This is a genomic window from Coleofasciculus sp. D1-CHI-01 (genome assembly GCF_040218875.1).
Taxonomy (GTDB): Bacteria; Cyanobacteriota; Cyanobacteriia; order Cyanobacteriales; family Coleofasciculaceae; genus Coleofasciculus.
In genome coordinates this window covers 22,373-44,427 of the sequence record NZ_JAVJQP010000100.1, presented here as the reverse complement: position 1 = coordinate 44,427, position 22,055 = coordinate 22,373, and the positions used below count along the sequence as shown (strand labels likewise).

Here is a 22,055-nt window from a genome sequence, read left to right as displayed (position 1 = left end):
ATTGACACAGCTCAAATTCTGGAACAGACTTGCTTCGTTGTCAGGAGACCTTAGCCCTCTCTAGCTGGGCATTAAAGCACTAAAGTGCTTACTACATACTAGGCTACATACTAGGTGGCTCACGGCACTATAACGGTGACGTTTTCCCCGATAGTTCGAGTGAGTGAATCAGCAAACAGTTGTGTCATATCTTACAATCAGCTCATCAGTGAGCTTTGACAGATAGCCATATTGAGATTGGTAGGAAGGACGGACAATGCTTCACAAGCGTGATTGGTTCAGTATTTGTAAACTTGCCCTAATCAGCGGCACATTTAGTTATAGTCTTGGTTATTCCCTGCCTAGTTTTTCACAATCAATTGTGCCAGATAATACATTGGGTTCAGAGAACTCTGTTATCACGCCCAATGTTGAGATTAATAATCAGATCATTGACCTAATCAAGGGTGGCGCAAGTCGAGGCTCAACCCTATTTCATAGTTTTGAGCAGTTTAGTGTGACTGAAGGTCAACAGGTTTACTTTGCCAATCCTAATGATATTGCTAATATTTTCAGTCGAGTCACCGGAAACAATCACTCGGATATTTTTGGGACGTTAGGCGTTTTGGGTGACGCCAATCTGTATTTACTCAATCCCAATGGGATTATCTTTGGTCCGAATGCTCGTCTGGACGTTAATGGCTCTTTTGCTGCTAGCACATCGGGTGGTGTAGTCTTCGACAATGGTTATACATTCAGCGCTACGAATCCTGATTCGCCCCCTTTGCTCACTGTTACGACTCCTTTAGGTATTTCTCAATGGTTACCTCCGACTGGAGAAATTACCAGTACAGGAAACTTATCAGCCGGACAAGATTTATCATTCATCGGTCAAAATATTGACCTAGAAGGGGGTCAATTAACAGCGGGAAGCAATCTGAAACTCAAAGCCTCAGAACTGTTAACGATACAAGATACTGCGACTAATCCCTTTATCGCCATGGCTGGGGGTGAATTTGTCGCCCAAGGAAATGAAGGGTTAACCCTGTCTATCTTAAACCATGCAAATAGTGGCTTGAGTTCACATGGAAACATGACTCTGCGTTCAACTAATGCCATCCAACTTGATGGTCATTATGCCACTAATGGTCAATTTTCTGTGGAACAACTCGACGGTACTCCAGGGAATAGTTTTGCTGCTGATGATCCCATTGTCCTGGCTGCAGGTGATGTGAAACTCGGTAATTATGAGGGGGCGTCGCTACATATTTTGGCAGGGGGAAGTGTTGAGTTAGGCACAGTCACCATTAATAATACGGGTCCAACGGCTAGCACGATTAACAGTAACAATGACACCTTAATTCCAGGAACAAATACACCCTACAGCGCCCTGAGTAATGTTACGTTATCTGATGGCACCTCGGTTAGTGTCAATGGAGATAGTCAAGCAACATTAGATGTCAGAGCCGGAATTGACTGGACTCAATCGCCTTTCACCAGAGTTCCAGGTATTCCAACACCAACGGATATTCTCACAGGTTCGGTTACATTTGAAACGGCTTCCCTTAGTGGTTCTAATATTAAAGTAGGTAAGGTTGAAATTGCCCAATCTGATGGTTTAGTCCTACTGACGAATCAATATCGACCGAATTTAGCGCTACCCAATGGTAGTATTCAGGTTGAAAGTATTATTACAGCCGCCGATAAATTAGAACCACCATTGCCAAGGTTTGAGTTAGGGGGAGACATTGCAATTGATGCTCGTGGAGATCTTTCTATTGCGGCTAACGGTGAGATTCTATCCGTGGGATTAGTTGGCGGTAATGTAACAATGAATAGTGGTACGTCAATTCTTTTTAATGACTCAAGTAAGATTGAAAGCGTGAGTTTTACTCCAACTAATGGGTTTGGTGGTGATATTAGTCTCACAGCTCCTACCATTCAATTAACGAATAAAAATGAAATTGAAACCCTTTACCTCGGTAGCGAACAAGGTGGTTCTATCAATATTTCCGCCAGTTTATTGAGCCTGCGCCAAGGGAGTAGAATCAACACAGCAACATCAGGTACAGGAAACGCTGGTGCTGTCAGCGTCGATGCTGATTCCATAGTCCTAGAAAATAGTAGTACAATTTCCAGTGAAACCTCTTTTGTCAGGGGGGGGAATGCTGGAAATGTGGCAGTAACCACAAACACACTGATGGCTACGGATGGCAGCCAGATTTTTTCTTCAACAGCAGGTGTAGGAAACGCTGGAAATGTTAGTGTTATTGCCACTGAATCAATTAAATTAATTGGAACATCAGGAGATAACCCTAGTGGGATTGTGAGTGCGGTACTGCCTTTTTTGAATATTCCTAACGGTCCGTTCTTTGCTGATGCATCCGATTTTCCTGCCTTGCCTGATGCCTTATTTCCGATGGGCATTCGTCGAGGGAATGGCAATGCTGGGAGGGTTTCAGTCGAAACGGGTAAACTTGTGCTGGAAGATGGGGGACAAATTAGAACGACGACTGTAGCATCAGGAAATGCAGGTCTAATTGATGTTAATGCTGATGAAATTGAAATTAAGGGAGCTGTACTCGGTTCAAACTTCCCAATTCCTAGTGCTATTCTGAGTGAGGTTGAACCAACATCGAAGGGGCAAGGGAACGATATTACGATTAATACGAATCGGCTTTCGGTAACCGATGGTGGATTTATTAGTGCCAGTACCAGTGGTCAATCAGATGCAGAAACTGGGAGTAGTGCCGGAAATATTAATATTGATGTCACTGGGGCGGCTATATTTGATGGCAATAAAGGTGGAGACTTTGACCCGAGTGGTGTGTTTGTCGGAACCTTGGCAGGAGCAACTGGAGGTGGCGGCACATTAACGATTAATGCCGCATCGCTATCTGTCACGAACGGCGCCCAGTTAGAAGCGGTGACTGAAAGTAGTGAAGATGCGGGCAAAATCTTCATCAATGCTAATTCAATTCGCCTTTTTGGTGAGGATACCGGATTGTTTTCTAATGCTGCCGAAGGGTCATCAGGAGATGGTGGTTTAATTGAGATTACTGGAAACGCTCTCATCTTGAAAGATGGAGCGCAAATCAGCACGGATACAGCCGGAACTGGTGATGCCGGAAACACGATTATCAATGTGGATAACGTGATTACTATTATGGGTGAACAGACAGGTATCTTTTCCAGTACAACTTCAGAATCTACGGGAAATAGTGGCAGTATCTTTATTGATCCACAATTGGTTCAAATTCGCGAGGGTGGAGCAATTTCCGTAGATAGTGAAGGCACAGGAACAGGGGGGAGTATTCAGCTTCAAGGCGGTCAATTGATTCTAGATAATGGTCGGATTTCAGCAGAATCCGCCAGTGATAATGGGGGGAATATTGCTCTATCCTTAGACAATATAGTAATCTTGCGCGGAGGAAGTTTAATTTCAGCGACAGCCGGGAAAGATAGTGGGTTTGGGAATGGGGGAAATATTCAAATCGCTACCCCATTTGTTGTGGCTATTCCTGGACAAAATAGTGATATTACCGCTAATGCCTTCGAGGGTGACGGAGGTAATATTGGTATTTCAACAAATGAGCTATTTTTTATTGAGCTTCGGGACTTAACCAACCCACGGGAGGTAATGACTAATGACATTACTGTGACTTCTGATTTAGGTGTTGATGGTATATTCTCGCTCAGTAGTCCAGAGATTGATCCTGAATCGGGGTTAATCAAATTACCGGATCAACTTGCCGATACCAGTAACCAAGTGGTGAAAACTTGTGCGGCGGCGGAGGGGAATGTGTTTACGATTACTGGGCGAGGAGGAGTACCTAGTGATCCAACGGCACCGATTCGCGGTCAAACCTTGTTATCGGATGTGCGCGATTTTGCCGCAACTGCATCGGAAAATCAGCCTCAAGCCCAAGAGTCTGTTCCCAATCCGGGAGAATCGACTCGCGAAAGGCGGTATCTTGTGGAAGCGACGGGTTGGGTGAAAAATGAACAAGGAGAGATTGAATTAGTGGCAGCGATGCCTCAGGAGACATTACCGAATCAATACGCCAATTGCGTAGGGGCGAACTGATGTGCGCCCTGATTACCTGCGTGTACCCTTATCAGCGGAAAAAAGCAACAGGACTCAAGGTATAAAGGGGGTGACGCGGATTTGGCATCAGAAGCTTTAGGTGGGTAAGAGATCCCCCCTAACCCCCCTTCAAAAGGGGGGAACAAGAAACAAAAATTTTTTCAAAGTCTTTCTTTTTAAGGGGATGTAGAGGAATTTCATTTTTGAGCAATATCAGATATCAGGGTATATGTCAGTGAATAGGGCGCACGTCGGTGCGCCCCTACGAATTATTTAAGAGATGCATAAATGAATTACCATGAGTAGAACTTATTCTCAAATAAACAAAATACTTAAGGGTTGGCTGAAGCGCCCCCGTTCTTTTATTGCTTTAATTCTGGGTACTTTTTTTCTGACCTTATCCTTACAATCACCCAAGCTGCCAGCAACGGCGGCTTATCCTCCGTTGGATATGGGGAATCAGACGGAGGAAATTGTCAAGAACCGGGTGGAAACATTAGGACCCCCCATAGAACCTCTCTACAGCCAAACGGTTGAACCCTCAGATTTAGTTGAACAGGGGAAACGTTATTATCAAGCTGGACAATTTGACCAAGCGGCAAAAGTCTGGCAAGACGCAGCAGAAACTTATGCCGCCGAAGGGTTCATCCTCAAGCAAGCCCAATCGCTGAATTACTTAGCGTTGGCGTATAAGGAGTTAGGAAATACGGATTTAGCACAAGATGCGATCGCACAAAGTTTAAATCTGTTAAAATATCAACCGGATACTGATAACAATACCCGCTTACTCCTTGCCCAAGCATTGAATACTCAAGGCACGATTCACCTGCTACAAGGACAAAGCCAAACCGCCTTAGATACCTGGAAAAAATCCGCCTCTATTTATGAACAGGCAGACGATACAACCGGACAATTAATCAGCAAAATAAACCAGGCACAAGCGTTGCAAGCCTTGGGTAAATATCGACGGGCAAAGTCTCTCTTGGAACAATTGGTAAGTGAATTACAAAATGAACCCAATAGTCTGCTGAAAGCCAAGGGATTGAGAAGTTTAGGTGTGGCATTACAAACCCTGGGTCAACTGCGCCAGTCGAAAGCTGCGTTAGAAACCAGTTGGCAAATTAGTCAACAGTTAAATTCACCCCAGGATACCAGTGAGGCACTGTTTAGCATTGGTAATGTCGCGCGAGATTTACAAGAATATGCCGTCGCTTGGACGTACTATCAACAAGCCGCCGAATTAACACCTGATCCCTTAACTCAACTAGAAGCGCAACTGAATCAATTGCGGATGTTAATCGAGTTACAACGCTGGGATGTCGCCCAAGAACTCATCCCAATTGTTACTACCAAAGTTAACCAACTGTCTGCCTCGCGTCCGGCGATTTATGCCCAAATCAATCTGGCAGATAGTTTGATGAAATACGACCAAGGGGGGATGGCAAACTCCTTAGCGGTGGATACGTCAAAACTCTTAGCGAAAGCGGTTAACCAAGCCCGAAAAATTAACGATCCCAGAGCCGAAGCGTATGCCCTGTATCAATTAGGTAAACTGTATCAGGCGAATGGGACATTAGACGAGAGTCAAACCCTATCCCAACAGTCACTAAAACTCGCTCAAGAAATTAACGCCGACGATATCACAGCACGGGCGGGCGCACAATTGGGTGAAATACTGCAAAAACAAGGCAAAACCAGCGAAGCCCTCGCGGCTTATAAAATTGCCTTTGATAATATCCAATCCCTACGCAGTGATTTAATTGCAATTAGTTCTGATGTTCAGTTCGACTTTAAAGAAGGGATTGAACCCCTCTATCGTCAGCTTGTTAGCTTACTGTTAAAAGAAGGGGATAATCAAGCCAACTTGCAACAAGCCCGTGATGTGATGGAAGCGTTGCAATTAGCCGAACTGGATAACTTTTTCCAAGATGCCTGTTTAGATACGCATCCGGTTGCCTTAGAAGAAATTGATACCCAAGCATCGGTGATTTATCCAATTATATTACCCGATCGCTTGGAAGTGATCCTCTCGGTTCCCAATCAACCCCTTACCCACTACGCCACTCAACTCACCCAAGCTGAGGTTGAATCCACGCTGACACAACTGTATTCCGCCCTGTCTCCTGGCTATCCTAGAAACGAACGGTTACAACTCTCCCAGGAGGTCTACAATTGGTTAATCAAACCGGCTGAAGCAGCGATGGCTAGCCAGGATATCAAGACGCTAGTATTTGTCCCCGATGGCTTTCTCCGCAACTTACCCATGGCAGCACTCTATGATGGAGAAAAGTATATCCTGGAAAAATATCGGATTGTCTTTAGTCCCGGATTACAACTGTTTCCCCAAGGACTCTCCCAAGAAAAACTGAGTTTATTAGCGGCTGGGTTAACCGAAGCGCGTCAAGGGTTCAGTCCTTTACCAGGCGTTGATGAAGAGATAGCACAAGTGTCGCAACAAGTCAACTCTAAAGTGCTATTTAATGAAACCTTTACCTTCGGCACATTTAAAGAACTGATTAACAACCAATCCTTCCCCATCGTTCACCTGGCGACTCACGGTCAATTCAGTTCCAATCCTGAGGAAACCTTTCTACTCACCTGGAGCGATCGCATTTCCATTGAGGACTTCGATCTAATCTTTCAAAAACGGCGGCTGGGGCTACTACAACCGATTGAACTACTGGTCATGAGTGCCTGTCAAACCGCAGCCGGAGATAATCGAGCTACATTAGGTTTAGCAGGATTTGCCCTGCGATCGGGTGCCAAAAGTACAATCGCCAGTCTCTGGTCAGTGAGTGATGAATCCACCTCGATTATGATGCGGGAATTTTATCACCAACTAACGGAACTGAAGGTGAGCAAAGCTGAAGCGTTGCGACAAGCACAGCTTAGTCTTCTCGAAGAACCCTTATACCAACATCCCTATTTTTGGGCATCGTTTGTTCTGATCGGTAATTGGCTATAGGCTACAAGCATTCAAGGAAAGTTGACCATGACTCCAGCAATCTGCCAAACTCTCTTATCCGCTACAGTAACCGGGACAATTTTCTTATTAACAGCCAATGCTGCTTTAGCACGTTTTGTCCCCTTAGAGTCGGAACATCCCATCAACAATAACCTGATCAGTGTAGACTTCAGTCTTCCCGACGATAATGTTCCGAAAAGCCCTGTTGGTGGGGGTGTGCGAGGTCAGGTGCAGTTTGGTCTTCCCCAAGATGCTGCGCCTCGTAGCGGTGTAGGCGGAGGCGTCAGAGGAGATGTGCAGTTTGCGTTACCTGGTGGTTCCGCACCTCGTAGTGGTGTAGCAGGTGGAACTAGGGGAGATGTGCAGTTTGCGTTACCTGGTGGTTCCGCACCTCGTAGTGGTGTAGCAGGTGGAACTAGGGGAGATGTGCAGTTTGCGTTACCTGGTGGTTCCGCACCCCGTAGTGGCGTAGCTGGGGGAACTAGAGGAGATGTGGAATTTAGCTTACCTGGTGGTTCCGCACCTCGTAGTGGTGTAGCAGGTGGAACTAGGGGAGATGTGCAGTTTGCGTTACCTGGTGGTTCTGCACCTCGCAGTGGTGTGGCTGGGGGAACTAGAGGAGATGTGGAATTTAGCTTACCTGGTGGTTCTGCACCTCGCAGTGGTGTGGCTGGGGGAACTAGAGGAGATGTGGAATTTAGCTTACCTGGCGGTTCCGCACCTCGCAGTGGTGTGGCTGGGGGAACTAGAGGGGATGTGGAATTTAGCTTACCCGGTGGTTCCGCACCTCGCAGTGGTGTGGCTGGGGGAACTAGAGGGGATGTGGAATTTAGCTTACCCGGTGGTTCCGCACCTCGTAGTGGTGTAGCAGGGGGAACTAGAGGGGATGTACAACTGACCTTACCGGGCGGTGCGGCACCTCGTAGTGGCGTAGCAGGGGGAACCCGAGGTGAGGTAGAACTAACCTTACCCTCTGACGCACAAAACCCCTATACCAGTGCTGACGGGGGTATCCGAGGTGATGTTGAACTATTGCTCCCCAATCAAGATTCAGTTCCCGAAGTGTTAGGTGTCTTAGCACCAGAAGCAACACCAGTTAATGACATTCCTGTACTGACAGCATTAGTTCCGCCGACGAAACACGGACGCACCGTTTCACCTCGTCCCACAATCTATGTTTATTTGCCTCCAATTGGCGCACGGGAGGTCTTTTTTAGTATTCAAGATGAAGCGGGGAATTCTCATTACCATACCACCCTAAATGTCTCTCCCCAAGGTGGAGTCATGGCAATTACCCTACCTCCAGATACACCGGGATTGGAAATCGATAAGAATTATTTGTGGTATTTTGCTCCCATTGAACCCGGTGGAATTTTGCGACCTGATAATTATGCTGTGACAGGATGGGTGAAGCGGGTTGAAAATACGGTCAATGAGCAAGAGTTTGTGGGATCTCCTGTGAAGCTAGCGACTAAGTATGCCGAGGCAGGGATCTGGTATGATACGTTGCAGGTTTTAGTTGAGGCTCAACAATCTGAACCGATGAATGAAACCTATAGTACCGAATGGCATGATTTATTAGAGCAAGTTGACCTAGAAGCGATCGCGTCTCAACCTTTTGTCTTGGAGTAGAACACACAGAGCCATGTAGAGACGCGCCATGGCGCGTCTGGGAGCAGAGGGAGCGGTATTGGAAAGGTTAAAAAAACAGGATAACAGTTGAGACGGATATGCCATGAGTGATGACTCATTAGCCAACACTAAAAATAATGCCCTTGAACAAGGTGAGGGATCAAGATTCAAGATGAGCCATGACACGTCTCTACAGGCATTATTTAAACGCTGGCAAGGAGTTTTGCTGATTACGCCTTGTGTGGCAGGTTTAATTATTGCTGGCAGTTATCTGGGAATTTTTCGGATTTTAGAATGGTTGATTTTAGATCAATTCTTTCTCCTGCGTTCCCAAGAATCCGTTGATGAGCGAATTGCTATCGTCACGATTGATGAAGAAGATATTGATTATGTAGTGCAGTGGCCCATGTCGGATAAAGTCATGGCACAGCTGCTCCGGACTATTAATGCCCAAAACCCTAACACGATCGGGTTAGATATTTATCGAGATTTACCTGTAGAACCGGGATATGAAGAACGGGTTGAGGTGTTTAAAACTACCCCAAACCTAATTGGAATTAACAAAATTGCTGGAAATACCATCGATCCTCCACCGACGTTAGCCGATCAAGGTCAAGTGGCGGCTAACGATATGTTCTTGGATAACGATGGCAAAAATCGCCGCGCTCTTGTCCTCGGTGAAGCTGAGAGTGGTTTAATGCAGGGCTTTGGCGTAAAACTGGCGTTAGATTATTTAGCCGACCAAGGGATTGAATTGGAGCCTATCAATCCTGACAAACAAATCTTCAGTTTAGGTCAGGCAAAATTTATCCCCCTCAGTAAAAATGATGGATTCTACAAAGAATCGGATTTGGGTTGGTATCAAATCCTGGTGAACTATCGCGGCGGATTGGATCGCTTTCCGAATATTTCCATGACTGATGTTTTGGAGAACCGCATCCCCGAAAACTTCTTCCGCGATCGCATCGTTTTTATTGGTGCAAAAGCGCCCAGCCTTAATGATAACTATCTCACGCCTTATAATAGCAATCTAGCTGTCCCTACGGACTTAATGCCCGGTGTGGTTATTCATGCGAATATCACCAGTCAGATTCTCAGCGCCGCTATATCAGGACGTCCCATGTTGCGGGCAACGACAAAACCCATACACTGGCTACTGATTGTTGTTTGGTCAGGATACAGTGCCACACTTGGATCATTCTATATCCGCCGACGCTGGCTAACTCTTTTGGGGTTATTAATCGCGGTAGGCATTATTGTTACCAGTTCCTATTTTGCCTTTCTCTACGGTTGGTTAGTTCCCATCTTTACCCCTTTATTGGCTGTAGTTGTTGCGGCTACGTTTAGCGTCGGTCAGGTTTTGTGGCAAAACCTAATGATTTCCTATCAAAAATTAGAAGATTATGCCCGTAACTTAGAAGACAAAGTGAAAGAACGCACCACTGAACTTGCCCAAGCGAATGGGGAAATTAGTCAACTCAACGAAAAACTCAAAGCCGACAACCTGCGGATGAGTGCCGAACTTGATGTCGCTCGTCAACTGCAATATATGATCCTGCCTAATCCGGATGAATTAGAAGCCATTGAAGGATTGGATATTGCTGGGTTTATGGAACCGGCTGACGAAGTTGGCGGTGATTACTATGACATCCTCTGCACGGATAATGTGGTTACCGTTGGCATTGGCGATGTAACCGGACATGGGTTAGAAAGTGGTATTTTAATGATGATGACCCAAACCGTTGTTCGCACCCTAGACGAAATTCGGGAACGTGATCCCGTGAAGTTTCTCGATACCCTTAATCGCACGCTTTACAAAAATGTGCAACGGATGAATTCGGATCGCAACTTGACCTTAGCTATTCTTAATTATACTGATGGCAAAGTTAGTATCAGTGGTCAACATGAAGAATCTATTGTGGTGCGTGCTGGGGGAATTATTGAACGAATTGATACCATGGATTTGGGATTTCCGATCGCCTTAGATGATGACATTGCTGATTTTATTGATCAAGCGTTAATTGAATTACAACCCGGTGACAGCATTGTCCTCTATACCGATGGCATTCCTGAAGCTGAAAATATGGAGAATGAACAATATGGGTTAGATCGATTGTGTGATGTGATTCATCAAAACTGGGATAAATCTGCCGCAGCCATGAAAGATACGATTATTGATGATGTGCGGCAATTTATTGGCAAACAAAAAGTTTTTGACGATATTACCTTAGTCGTACTTAAGCAAGATACTTAGGGGCTTAAGTATAATGTAATTTATGATATAGCAGTAGACACATCGATTAGGACTTTCGGCACCATTGTAGAGACGTTGCATGCAACGTCTCTACATAAATGATGTGTCCTAACAGCTATGGCGGTTGCTATATTATGTTTTATACAACTGATTAATCATTTCTGCCGAAACATTTGTAGCTGAACTATCAAATAAAATTTTTCCCATTTTTAATCCAATAATTCGCTGATAATACCTCAGGGCAAAATCAACCGAATGTAGGCTAGTAACCAAAGTATTACCGCCCTGTTCACTCATTTGACATAGCAACTCTATTACCTCTCGACTCAACTCCGGATCAAGACTAGAAATCGGTTCATCGGCTAAAATCACTAAGGGATTTTGGATGAGAACTCGCGCTAATGCTACTCGTTGTTGTTGTCCGCCAGAGAGTTGATCAGTGCGGGTGTAAAGTTTATCCGGAATTCCCACTTGAGTTAACGCCTGATGCGCTGTTTCTACCTCTAACGGAAATAATAGCGATAAAGCGGCTTTAAACAATGACCACCGTCCTAAATGTCCAGCATTAACATTGTGAATCACTCGTAAATTATCCACTAAATGAAACTGCTGATAGACTGTACCAATTTGCCGTTGCACTTGGCGTAATCTCCGAGTTGAAATTTGGGAAAGATTGTACCCTAATGCCCAAATTTCTCCTTGGCTGGGTTGCACTGTTCCATTCAACAAACGCAATAGGGTACTTTTTCCCGCCCCACTTGACCCAACTAATGCCACCCGTTCCCCAGGGTACAGCGTGAGATTGATCTCCCTTAGGGCGGTCAATCGACCAAAGTGCTGAGTTACACCTTTTAGCTGGAAAATTGGCGACGAATCGCTCATTTAATTTTGCCAATTTGACGACCGACTTTTTCAATTTGAGCGTAATTGGAATTTTCTGTGGGAATAAATTTATCAGCCCCAAATAAGTCTAAAATTTCTTGGTGTTCGGGGTTATTCGGGTCAAGCTGGAGTAAGGCGGCTTGCACTTTCTGGGAAAAATCTTCGTCATAGCGTGATTTGACATCGGGATGAATCACCCAATGATAATCATAATAGGTTGGCGTTTCCCAAATTACATCCACTTTATTTAAATCCACGTCTCCTACTCAGGTCAATTTGCTCGAAATACCCTTCGATACGGGCAAACAAAGCGGGGCTTTCTTCGATATCGATCTCGATAGTGTTAGTTTGGGTAAGAGTCGGGGAACAGTATTGCGTTTTTTGTTCCTCACTCAAACCCTTCTCAGAGAGTCGCTGTAGGTGATCGCGATATTCTGCCAAAGTATTTTGACTATCAGGATAATCTGGGATGACATTATCAAGAATCGCGATCGCGCCTTCCCAATCCTCAATACAAATAGCTTGATTCAATTGTCCCGTGGTATCTTGGGCTTGACTGGGTAAGCTAATCAAACTCGCCAGACTTCCCAGTAAAATGCCGCTACAGAGTTGTTTCCAGTTCATTATTGTGTTTTTTAGTAATTGATAGTTTTGCCAGCTACAATCGCGATAAAGTCAATTCCGCGATCACGTCTGGGTTTGCCAACAGAGGAGTTAAGTATCACTCACTATCGTTATCTATCGTCGTATAAACAGTCAGCCTGGTTGAATGATACACGATCGTTGTTTAAAGTAAGTTCAACCATCTCACTTTTAACGTTGCTAAAAGAAACGTTCAGCGTGCAATTATTAGGATCGGGATCGGTTGCTTCTGCAAACTGCCACTCATAATTAACCAATTCTCGAGAGCTTTCGGGTTCTCCTAATTCCTGCAAAAGCTGTTCTAAAACCGCTCGATCGTTCATCCCTTCTTCAAAACGGGCTGCAATCTCTTTAAACTCAGTCGCAGGAACAGGAGTGGTAATATCAACAGCGACACAGCGAGGATTGTTGTCTTCACAGTCCCTAATCTCATCAATATTCAAATAATCCAACTGGTCGTCAGAAAACCTGGCAGAGAGAAAGTTGCCATGCTCATCTCTCCACATATATGAAGAATAAAGCCTATTTATCTTCCCCGGACGACCGATAATTGTAGCGACTTCAGCGTAGCTCATCCCGTATTCGATTTGCTCGTTATAGCTTTCTACACGGTCGCTGAGGGGTGTTTCTTCAGTCTTGGGGAGCGATTCGTTAGTACAGTCATAATCTAACTGATGTACATCGCTTAACCCTGTTTCAGAGAGTTGTTGCAGGCGATCGCGATATTCTCCTAATGTAGTTTGACTGTTAGGATAATCTAGTATTGCATTGTCAAGGATCGCGATCGCACCCTCCCAATCCTCGATACAAATCGCCTGATTGAGTTGGTCAGTGGTATCGTCAAATTGACTTGGCGCTTCCTGACAACCCAGGAGTCCTGCGATTAAAATTCCCGTAAGGTAAGGTTTCCAGTTCATCATTGCGTTTTTAGTAATTGATAGTTTTTCTAGCTACAATTGCGAAAAAGTTAGTTCCGCTAATTTAACGATAGCCCATCGCATCGCTAAATTTGGGGACTTGAACCAGGGAGGAAAAATGAGCGATCGCCTCCTGTTGTTTGGCTTTCTGGAGATACTGGAGATATTTCAACAGATTCTTCCGGGCATTATCCGCCTTTTTTTCCGGGCAATGCCCAGAATTGAGCCAGAGCAAAACCCGTTCGTTCAAACTGGCAAAGTCCTGAATTTCCATGTCTTTAAGCTGTTTGGAATGCTTATATGATTTTTGGGGTTGTTTTAATTACACTCTGACTACAAATTAATAGAGGCATTGTCTGGATTTTTTTTGTCGCTGTATAGTTCCAATCGGGTGAATTTTATGATTTTCAAATAAGATACCCCGTCCCTGGATATCTGGTAAATGTATAGAAAAAGCCAATGACTAGATCAATATTTTCCGGGGGATTTGATACTGACTATCAAATTGCCACAAACTCTAGCCAAAAGAAAAAAAGCCAGAGTAGCCACAAATAAAAATATAGTTTACGATTAATGTATAGGTTTGTAAATAGACCAAAAAATTTAGCCTTTCGGTAGATACCTGCCTGTCTATCCGGATATAACAGAAGTAAAGGTTTAAATAGGGTGTACTCAACGACAACCATCAAGGGTCTAAGCTAATACACATTTTAATGTCTGCCTTGACATCCTGGCTGTTTGCAGTGTAAGGACGGGGTCAGTTGATTCGCTATAACGGACAAAACCCATAACTGTAGCAGATAAAATGTACAACCGCTTAGTCAGGCAAGTGACTTCCAACTTAGGGTCACTAATTGCCTGAAAAAATCTTGAAGGTAGTAATTTAGGCAGCACAAAACGTTGTAGCAGTCTAGGGAATCACCAGTTGTGAAAATAGCATTGCTGATTGGGGTAAGTGAGTACGGCTATGGTTTTCACCCCGTACCCGGAGCCGTTAACGCTGTTGAAGCGATGCAACGTGTTTTGCAGTATTCTTTTGACGAGATAGAAACGCTGATTAATCCGAATCCTCCCGTGATGCGGGAAACCATCGAAACGCTGTTGAGTAAGCGTGACGAGGAAGATGTCGTGTTGTTGTTTTTCTCAGGTCAATGTATCCAAGATTATAATGATACCGTATATTTAGGAACTGGCATAACCGCCACTCGCATGACTGATGACAATTCCCTAAAAGAATTAGTCAAGGCAACCGTTGTTCCAGCTCGTTTAATCCAGGATCTACTTAGCAACAGTCCCTGTCCGCAGAATATTGTGATCATCGACGGTTACTGTAGCAATATTTTGGATTGGGAAATAACGGCAAACGACTATAATCAGGTTGGGTTAAAACAACAAATGACCGGTGAGAAGTGGGCGCTTCTGAGTTGTTTTAGTTCCATACCCTATTTCAACCAATCCGAGCAATCTCAACCCTCGGATTACACTCGTTACTTAATCGAAGGACTAGCAACAGGACTCGCCGATCGCAATCATGATGATTGGATTTGTGTCAAGGAACTTCATGACTATGTTTCTCAGCAGCTTAAAATCGTTGCTCCCGCTTTAAAACCTAGAGTATATGCTAGCGAACCTTACCAAGCGATCGCACTGAGTCAAGTTCCCCTGAATCGCCTCACCTTAAAGTATCGTAAAGAAGCACAGCGCTGGATCAGAGGGGGTGAAATTTCTGTTGGCGGTCGTTCGGCTCTGGATACATTAGCCCAAAGTCTACATCTGACTCCAGCCGATTGTGCAGCAATAGAAGCCCAAGTTTTAACTCCCTATCGCGAGTATCAGGAAAAATTACAGCGATATAAAAAAGCGTTTCGGGAAGTTTTCCGAGCCGATAATGCACTCAACCCCAAGTCTCGTAAACTCTTAAAAGATTTGCAACAGTCTTTAGGATTGAAAGATCAAGATATTAAAGACACCGAACAAATAATTCTATACCAAAAGCAATCCCGCCAAACTCCCCAGTCGAATCCCGATAGTCATCGGGAAGTCGAGAGAACAGGAGGAACAGACATTAGAGAATCTCTAAGTCGGCGTTCTGTTTCACTCATTCGGGATCAAGAAGAAACCACCGACGTATCCACACCCATGGAGGTGTCACCCCAATCAGAGGATAGCATCCCATCGACTCAATCGGTTGAGCCTACAGAACCCCCTATTTCAGCCTCTGCACCTGTGGAGGTGTCACCTCCAGCCGAGGAGAGTGTCTCACCGACTCAACCCGTTGATTCCGCAGCACCCCCGATCCCGCCATCCACACCGACAGAGGTTCCATCGCCCCAACAGGAGAGTGCGATCGCGCCCTCATCCACCTTTGACTCGATTAATCCTGAACAAACCCAAGAATCAACGACATCCAATGGCAATCAACCCGATCGACTCCCATTAAAACCCAATTCTATCCCCGAATGGTATATGCAAACGCCAGAGGAACCGGAAACCGAACCGACTTCTGGCGTCCAAGTATCATCAAATCTTAGCAATTTCTTAAATCCTGAACCCGCCGTTTCTAAATCCTCCAATAAACTCCTCCTTTGGGCAGGAATTGGTGGCGGTTTAGCTACATTAGCTCTACTAATTAGTTTATTTAATCGTGCCGCCGTACAACCGTCAACCGATTCAACCGATACCGTGGTATCATCATCGACACCCTCTCCCACAGCAACGAAATCCCTCAACGGTGCTACTTCCAGTCCCTCCCCATCTCCCTCTCCCTCTCCTGCACCTAAACCATCGCCAGAACCTGCCACTTGTTCAGTGATTGTTACCGGAAATGTTCGTTCTGATCCCGCATCATTTCGCGATAATGTGATTACCTATTTAACTAGAGAACAAGTCTCGATAACTGGAACACAGACCCAAGGTGGTTGGGTAGAAATTGAACTTCCCGATCAACGTCTAGCTTGGGCACATCGGGAGGTAATCTTAGATGAGGAGGAGATAAACTCTTGTATGTTTGAACAAGGAATGACAATTGAACTCGTTCCCGATATTCCACCGCCGCCCGATTTTATTTATGACGATGACGACGATTAACAACGGTAGAGACGTTTCCAGGGAACGTCTCCAAGACCTGACATCTTATTTCTCTTTAGTTAAACTAAAATGAAATAATCCCATCTAAACCCTGAGTGCTAACCTGTGGACTGTGGATGTCAGGAACCCCACGGCTATAGGTTCCGGGGGCTTAGAATTTAGCCCCTACCTGACCAGCCTAAGTGGATGGTGCACTACGTTATACCCAAGAGTTCAAGTTCGTACATGAAAGCCAGCTACACCCTAAGTCAATCGTTAATTGCCGCAGACAGTCCCTCAATCGTAGACTTACTGATTACTTTTCAAGGATCAGAGTCGAGTCAGCAGACATCCTTGCGTCGTCCGCTGAATCTCAGCTTAGTCTTAGATCGTTCGGGTTCAATGGCGGGAGATCCCCTACGATATGCCATTCAAGCCGCCCAAAATCTGATTGATCATCTCACCGCTGATGATTTTGTTTCGGTGGTGATTTATGATGACACCGCCGAGGTGATTATTCCCCCACAATTAGTTGGTGATAAAGCCGCCCTTAAAGCAAAAATTGGTAAAATTCGCGCCAGGGGCTGCACCAACTTAAGTGGCGGATGGTTGTTGGGATGTACTCAAGTTCAAGCTAACCAAAGTCCAGAACGAATTAATCGCGTCTTACTTTTAACCGATGGATTGGCAAATTATGGGATTAAAGATCCGCAAGTGCTGACGAAAACAGCCTTAGAAAAAGCTGAGGCGGATATTGTCACCACAACCTTAGGGTTTGGTAATTATTTTAACGAAGATTTACTGATTAACATGGCAAATGCCGCCCGGGGGAATTTCTACTTTATTCAGTCTCCCGATGACGCCTCCCAAGTGTTTGACATTGAGATGGAAAGTTTAGTCTCTGTTGTGGCGCAAAATCTCAGGGTTAAGCTACAACCGGAAGCGTTTGTTGACGTTGGTGAGATTTTAAATAACTATCGTTTTTCCCAAGTGGATGATAGGGTAGAGGTTATCTTGGGGGATGTGTATGGCGTTGAACAAAAGCCCTTAGCGATTCCCTTAACTGTGTCGCCACGATCGCAATCCGGAATGACGACGATTGCTACTGTGACCTATGACTATCAAACCATTGTCGAAGGCAGTATCCAAGACATTAGTAATCAGTTTTCCATTACCTTAACCGTCGGTTCAGAAGCAGAAGCCAAAGATATCCAGCCTGATCCGCAAGTCTTGGAACAAACGTCTCAGTTAAGAATTGCTAAATTGAAAGATGAAGCTGTTTCCCTGGCGGACAAAGGAGACTTTCAACAAGCAGTAGTTAAACTGCGGGAAACGATCGAGGAACTCAAACGCAAGACATTAGATGAATTCTTTGACATTGCCGAAGAAATAGCCCAACTGGACTACTATGCTCAATGTTTAGAAAATCGACGATTTGACCGGGCAATTCGCAAAGAAATGCGGGATCAATCTTATCAAACCCAAACCCGCGATCGCGAAGATTTGAAATTCCGTGGAACCACAACAGGTGCAGCCAGTGGGTTAGAGGTAACAACGAATCCCGACAGTGGTGTTTTAGTCAAATGTGAACGGGTTGGGGGTAAGCTACGAGTGCGGGTCATTTCTGAGGGATATAATCCGGATTTAAACGTGCAGTTTCCCCGCAGTATCCGCGAACAAGGTGTCACTTATGTCGTGGATGAAATTACCCCATCTGCTAATGGCACATTTTATCGCGCCTCAGGAACCATTCGCCGCCTGGTTAAACCCGGTGAAGAAAAAGCATCCACTCAAAAAACCCGCCAAGCTAAACAATTACAAACTGCTAAAGCCCAAGGAACGGCGGCTGATTTAGAAACTACCGATACTGTGGGAGATGGGGTTCTAGTTCAGTGTATCAAAGACGGGAAAAAACTGCGAGCCAGAGTTGTTTCTGATGGCTATAATCCCGACTACAATATCCGTTTTCCGCGTACTATTCGAGAGGAAGGGATATTATATGTAGTGGATGAGGTTAAGGAAAATCCCCAGGGAGGTTCCTATATTGCTTATGGTAAAATTCGCAAATTAGTTCAGTAGTTGTGGCGGGGATTAGATAGATAGTAACACCTATTAGTAATGGCTTAATAAGCTGTCATGCATTTAAATTGGGTATTAGTAGCGAGCAAGATGCAAAGCCTGCGGCATGGCTTCGCTAAACGCACTACAAGGCTTTCGCCGTTATTGATATTAAGGTTTAAATGCCGAACAGCTTACCAGGATGAGAGCTATTATTGACATCAAGGTTTAAATGCCGAACAGCTAATAACAAAGAGGCATTCTCAGAGTTTGCTAAACTAGCATAATTAGGCTGAATACTCAAATAGCCGCAAAATCGCTATGGTTAGAACATTAACCCACTGGACTGTCGCAGATTATCATCAGATGATTGAAAGTGGCATCTTGGCAGGTCGGCACGTTGAACTAATCGATGGACAAATTATCGATATGGCTCCAGAACTCCCGATTCATCGGGTTACCTATCGACGCGGTGTGAATTACCTAGAAGCTCTTTTAGGGACTCAGTATCAATCTGTGGTCAAGTATTCAACGGGGATAATTATGCCATTAGCATTGCCGCAAGTCGAAGTGGACGTGCTTAGATTACTGCAGTGATGTTCTCCTACACGTCTCATCAGCGAGTAAGTGTAGGCTTCCTTTATCAACTTGTAGGGTGGGTTAGGCGGTAATCAATTAAGAAAATAAACCATTTAATTAGTTATCCGCCGTAACCCACCAAGTTATCCCTTTTAATGAAGATGTTGAGTTCAACTATTATTAGCCACTCTTCTTAAAAAGACAAACGACATAGATCAATGGTTTAGTCTAAACTCTTGTTACTGAGACATTAAACCAAAGGAGACTGATGATAATTATCGAGTAAATCCGCCGGATTTTGATACACTTTCATACAGCCTGCTTCTTTTAACTCAGCTTCTGAGAAACCACCGCAAAGCACGCCAATGACATCTAGATTTATTTTACAGGCGGCTTGAGCATCGTAAGGACTATCCCCCACCACAATTGCATCTTGGGTTGTCACCCCATCCAGCTTCCCTAATGCGGCTTGAAAGATGTCGGGATGGGGTTTTGACTTTTCAACATCGTCTGTAGAGGTTGCACCATCCACTAAGTCTTCAATATCCAACAGTTTTTTGTAGTGAGTCAGGGTTTCGGTTCTGGCGGAAGACGCCACGACAACTTTTTTTCCATCGGCTTTTAAGCGTTCAAAGAGTTGGCGCACTCCCTCAAATGGACGCGCCTGAGACAGAAGATTTTCTTGATAGTATTCTTTGCGATAAGTGGCAATATCCTCACCCAGGCGTTCAAATTCCGCTTGAGAAATAAAGACAGGGATGATATATTCACTCCCTTTACCGATTTGATGACGGATTTTATCGTAAGGCACATCATAGCCAAACTGTTTAAACGCTTTAACCCACGCCTGGGCGTGCAGATCAACGGAATCAACTAAGGTGCCGTCTACATCAAAAATAACAGCCTTTGGCATCACAGGTTCTCCTTTTATTTCCCTTAATTATGCCGATGCCCTTCTGGAAAATCAATCTAGCCTGAGAGAGATAATACTCATATCTTTCATGAAAAGGTTTAGGGAGAAGGAGAGAAGACTGGAGATCCGCCTAAATCCCCCATGCAAAAAAAGTGAAGACTCCTCTGGCTTCCCCCATGGAACAAAAAGCGAAACCTTTTTTGGCTTCCCCCTTTTGAAGGGGGACGGGAGGGGGATCTATTCACTACCTTTTTTTAGCCTTAAACAAGACACCAAAACCAAACGCCACAGCCGAACCCAAAATAGTCATGGGTTCGGGTACAGGTGTAGCCTGAGACGGATCAAGATTTAAGGGTTGATCGAGTTGGACTAGGATAAATTCGTTATTATCCGATTGGTCAGGACTACGCCCCTTAGAAAATGGGTAATTATTATCGTTCATCACCAGTAGGGTTTTCTCATCCACAGGCAATACGTTTTCAATCGTAACAAAGGGGAACGTAAATACTCCATTCGTTGTACCATTACCGCCCAAATTATTGGGATCGGAAATATTCAGAAAATCCACTACTAATTCTTTTTGGACAAAACCGTTACTATCTATCTGATTGATGTCGATTTTGTAAATCCGCTTAAATTCAGCAGGTCTAGTAAAATCGGGATTATTGGGATCGCCTTGTCTGTTATCGCGCTCAATGACCAGAAATTCATGGTCATTAATTGCCGTCAAGTCACCAATCGCTCGACCTAGGGGATCTCGTTGATAGAAAAACGTTTTACCTGTATACTGTTGCTGGTCTAAATCAAACTCATTAATGAGCAGGCGATCGCCTTGGTCATCAGGTATCAATGCCCCTTCCAGCATAGCGTAGAGTTTAGTACCACTGCTATTGAGTGCCAGCCCTTCAAATCCTTGAGAACCCTCTAAATTGGCTGTACCGTCTAATTGGGGATTATCAGGAGACTGAACCAGTGGGTTATCACCTAGACCCAGAAAATTGGGCAGCGAAATTGGCGCATCCAGAACTTGACCCTCTGCCGAAGCATGGAATAGAAAGGGACCAAATTCATCACCAAACCAGTAGGTTCCATCACTGGCTTGACGGAAGGATTCGAGGTCAAAGTCAGCACCTGTTAACCAGCGATTGGATTGAATCTTTGAGTCTACAGGAATGGTGGTGTCTGGATAAAAGGATTGTTCGGCAATAATCGGAAAGTCTATCTGATTTGCCCTATCATTTAACTGTAAAAAACTTTTATTGCTAAAGCGAGTCAGGCGTTCCCCTGTTTGGAAATTAACCGGGAAAACTTGACCTGTGGTAAAATCGGGTTCGACAGCATAAACCCGGAGCAGAAAATCAGCCGAATTGCTTTTACGACCAAAACCGTTATCTGTCATAACCCGAAAGGTTCCGGGTTTAGGTCCCGGTAAAACAGCCGAAAAGCCCTGCACGGGTTGTTGATCCGTAAAGGAGATGGGAAATTGTTGTCCTGAGGTGGGACCTGGGGCGAATGTATCTGCCTCAAGAATAGCACGTCCGGTCAGTTGAACGGCAGCGGCTGGAGACGTGAAAATCAAGGGTACAATTAGGGAGGAAAGACTCCTGAACAATAGATAAGAAGGCTTGCACATTTGTGGTAATGAAATAATATTCTAGGTAATTAAAATTATATAAGTGTAGTGAAGAATTATTCTATGACTTCATTGAAACTTCATAAAGGTTAGATAAGTATAAATATAATATAAATCATTGGTTAATTTTTGTTTAAGCCAATCTAAAAATAGGAACATCGTTACTGTTGTAGGTTTGGTTTCACTCCGTTCAACCCAACGAGCTAAACCGAGCAATTGTTGGGTCTCGTTCCTCGACCCAACCTACTATTAGGATAATCAAACCGAAGCCAATAATGAGAAAGGGGAGAGTCTCAAGAAACTTAACTATGTTAAATTGAATAGCGCTGACTGGTATGCTGGTGGGTTTCGACTTCGCTCAACCCACCCTACGGTATATCAAGGTTTTGTTGATCCAAAAATGCTGCCTGGAGCGTGCCATTGATGTTAAATTAGGCATATAAGTGTC

At 44.6% G+C, this 22,055-nt stretch carries 13 protein-coding genes and 1 pseudogene; 7 read left to right on the top strand and 7 right to left on the bottom strand.

What is annotated here, in order from left to right:
• The first annotated feature begins 256 nt into the window (after positions 1 to 256).
• The 4 genes from RIB93_RS18585 (at position 257) to RIB93_RS18570 (ending at position 10,917) form a co-directional block, all read left to right on the top strand.
• On the top strand, positions 257 to 4,066 hold the full coding sequence (locus RIB93_RS18585; RefSeq protein ID WP_446374383.1) for a two-partner secretion domain-containing protein: 3,810 nt from the start codon (positions 257 to 259) through the stop codon (positions 4,064 to 4,066).
• Positions 4,067 to 4,364: 298 nt separating this feature from the next.
• Positions 4,365 to 7,031 carry a CHAT domain-containing protein gene (locus RIB93_RS18580; RefSeq protein WP_446374381.1) on the top strand — a complete coding sequence of 889 codons (2,667 nt, stop codon included), beginning with the start codon at positions 4,365 to 4,367 and terminating at the stop codon, positions 7,029 to 7,031.
• A 27-nt stretch (positions 7,032 to 7,058) separates the two neighbouring features.
• Positions 7,059 to 8,663 (top strand): DUF928 domain-containing protein, encoded by a 1,605-nt coding sequence (locus tag RIB93_RS18575; protein WP_446374379.1) that lies wholly within the window; start codon positions 7,059 to 7,061, stop codon positions 8,661 to 8,663.
• A 103-nt stretch (positions 8,664 to 8,766) separates the two neighbouring features.
• Entirely contained in the window at positions 8,767 to 10,917 is a 2,151-nt protein-coding gene (locus tag RIB93_RS18570) for a CHASE2 domain-containing protein (RefSeq protein ID WP_446374377.1), read from the top strand.
• A gap of 132 nt (positions 10,918 to 11,049) precedes the next feature.
• Here RIB93_RS18570 and RIB93_RS18565 read toward each other — a convergent pair whose 3' ends face one another.
• From RIB93_RS18565 to RIB93_RS18545, 5 genes and pseudogenes are all read right to left on the bottom strand, one after another.
• Complete coding sequence (locus RIB93_RS18565; protein ID WP_446374375.1) at positions 11,050 to 11,799, bottom strand: phosphonate ABC transporter ATP-binding protein; 750 nt, start codon at positions 11,797 to 11,799, stop codon at positions 11,050 to 11,052.
• Positions 11,796 to 12,062 (bottom strand): annotated as a pseudogene (locus RIB93_RS18560) (PhnD/SsuA/transferrin family substrate-binding protein); the annotation flags it as partial. The pseudogene RIB93_RS18560 and the gene RIB93_RS18565, both read right to left, overlap by 4 nt.
• Positions 12,043 to 12,423: a hypothetical protein gene (locus RIB93_RS18555; protein ID WP_446374373.1), complete on the bottom strand. Its 381-nt coding sequence runs from the start codon at positions 12,421 to 12,423 to the stop codon at positions 12,043 to 12,045. The pseudogene RIB93_RS18560 and the gene RIB93_RS18555, both read right to left, overlap by 20 nt.
• A 110-nt stretch (positions 12,424 to 12,533) precedes the next feature.
• Positions 12,534 to 13,361, bottom strand: a complete 828-nt coding sequence (locus RIB93_RS18550) for a hypothetical protein (RefSeq protein WP_446374372.1) — start codon at positions 13,359 to 13,361, stop codon at positions 12,534 to 12,536.
• A gap of 61 nt (positions 13,362 to 13,422) precedes the next feature.
• Positions 13,423 to 13,632 carry a hypothetical protein gene (locus tag RIB93_RS18545; protein WP_446374370.1) on the bottom strand — a complete coding sequence of 70 codons (210 nt, stop codon included), beginning with the start codon at positions 13,630 to 13,632 and terminating at the stop codon, positions 13,423 to 13,425.
• A 653-nt stretch (positions 13,633 to 14,285) separates the two neighbouring features.
• On the opposite strand from RIB93_RS18545, the gene RIB93_RS18540 reads away from it, so the two are divergent.
• From RIB93_RS18540 to RIB93_RS18530, 3 genes are all read left to right on the top strand, one after another.
• The gene (locus tag RIB93_RS18540) at positions 14,286 to 16,445 is read left to right on the top strand and encodes a caspase family protein (RefSeq protein WP_446374368.1); all 2,160 of its coding nucleotides are present in this window, start codon (positions 14,286 to 14,288) and stop codon (positions 16,443 to 16,445) included.
• A gap of 225 nt (positions 16,446 to 16,670) precedes the next feature.
• Positions 16,671 to 18,503, top strand: a complete 1,833-nt coding sequence (locus tag RIB93_RS18535) for a VWA domain-containing protein (RefSeq protein WP_446374366.1) — start codon at positions 16,671 to 16,673, stop codon at positions 18,501 to 18,503.
• Positions 18,504 to 18,803: 300 nt separating this feature from the next.
• Entirely contained in the window at positions 18,804 to 19,079 is a 276-nt protein-coding gene (locus tag RIB93_RS18530; protein WP_446374364.1) for a hypothetical protein, read from the top strand.
• Between the two features lie 232 nt (positions 19,080 to 19,311).
• Here RIB93_RS18530 and RIB93_RS18525 read toward each other — a convergent pair whose 3' ends face one another.
• Both RIB93_RS18525 and RIB93_RS18520 read right to left on the bottom strand, forming a co-directional pair.
• Entirely contained in the window at positions 19,312 to 19,974 is a 663-nt protein-coding gene (locus RIB93_RS18525; RefSeq protein WP_446374362.1) for an HAD family hydrolase, read from the bottom strand.
• Positions 19,975 to 20,218: 244 nt separating this feature from the next.
• Positions 20,219 to 21,607: a PEP-CTERM sorting domain-containing protein gene (locus RIB93_RS18520; protein ID WP_446374360.1), complete on the bottom strand. Its 1,389-nt coding sequence runs from the start codon at positions 21,605 to 21,607 to the stop codon at positions 20,219 to 20,221.
• Positions 21,608 to 22,055: the final 448 nt, after the last annotated feature.

Excerpts from the sequence above, each read along its gene's own strand:
- RIB93_RS18570 (WP_446374377.1), top strand. The coding sequence starts at position 8,767 with ATGAGTGATGACTCATTAGCCAACACTAAAAATAATGCCCTTGAACAA.
- RIB93_RS18520 (WP_446374360.1), bottom strand. The coding sequence starts at position 21,607 with ATGTGCAAGCCTTCTTATCTATTGTTCAGGAGTCTTTCCTCCCTAATT.
- RIB93_RS18580 (WP_446374381.1), top strand. The coding sequence starts at position 4,365 with ATGAGTAGAACTTATTCTCAAATAAACAAAATACTTAAGGGTTGGCTG.
- RIB93_RS18575 (WP_446374379.1), top strand. The coding sequence starts at position 7,059 with ATGACTCCAGCAATCTGCCAAACTCTCTTATCCGCTACAGTAACCGGG.
- RIB93_RS18555 (WP_446374373.1), bottom strand. The coding sequence starts at position 12,423 with ATGAACTGGAAACAACTCTGTAGCGGCATTTTACTGGGAAGTCTGGCG.
- RIB93_RS18550 (WP_446374372.1), bottom strand. The coding sequence starts at position 13,361 with ATGATGAACTGGAAACCTTACCTTACGGGAATTTTAATCGCAGGACTC.
- RIB93_RS18565 (WP_446374375.1), bottom strand. The coding sequence starts at position 11,799 with ATGAGCGATTCGTCGCCAATTTTCCAGCTAAAAGGTGTAACTCAGCAC.
- RIB93_RS18585 (WP_446374383.1), top strand. The coding sequence starts at position 257 with ATGCTTCACAAGCGTGATTGGTTCAGTATTTGTAAACTTGCCCTAATC.
- RIB93_RS18545 (WP_446374370.1), bottom strand. The coding sequence starts at position 13,632 with ATGGAAATTCAGGACTTTGCCAGTTTGAACGAACGGGTTTTGCTCTGG.
- RIB93_RS18535 (WP_446374366.1), top strand. The coding sequence starts at position 16,671 with ATGAAAGCCAGCTACACCCTAAGTCAATCGTTAATTGCCGCAGACAGT.
- RIB93_RS18530 (WP_446374364.1), top strand. The coding sequence starts at position 18,804 with ATGGTTAGAACATTAACCCACTGGACTGTCGCAGATTATCATCAGATG.
- RIB93_RS18525 (WP_446374362.1), bottom strand. The coding sequence starts at position 19,974 with ATGCCAAAGGCTGTTATTTTTGATGTAGACGGCACCTTAGTTGATTCC.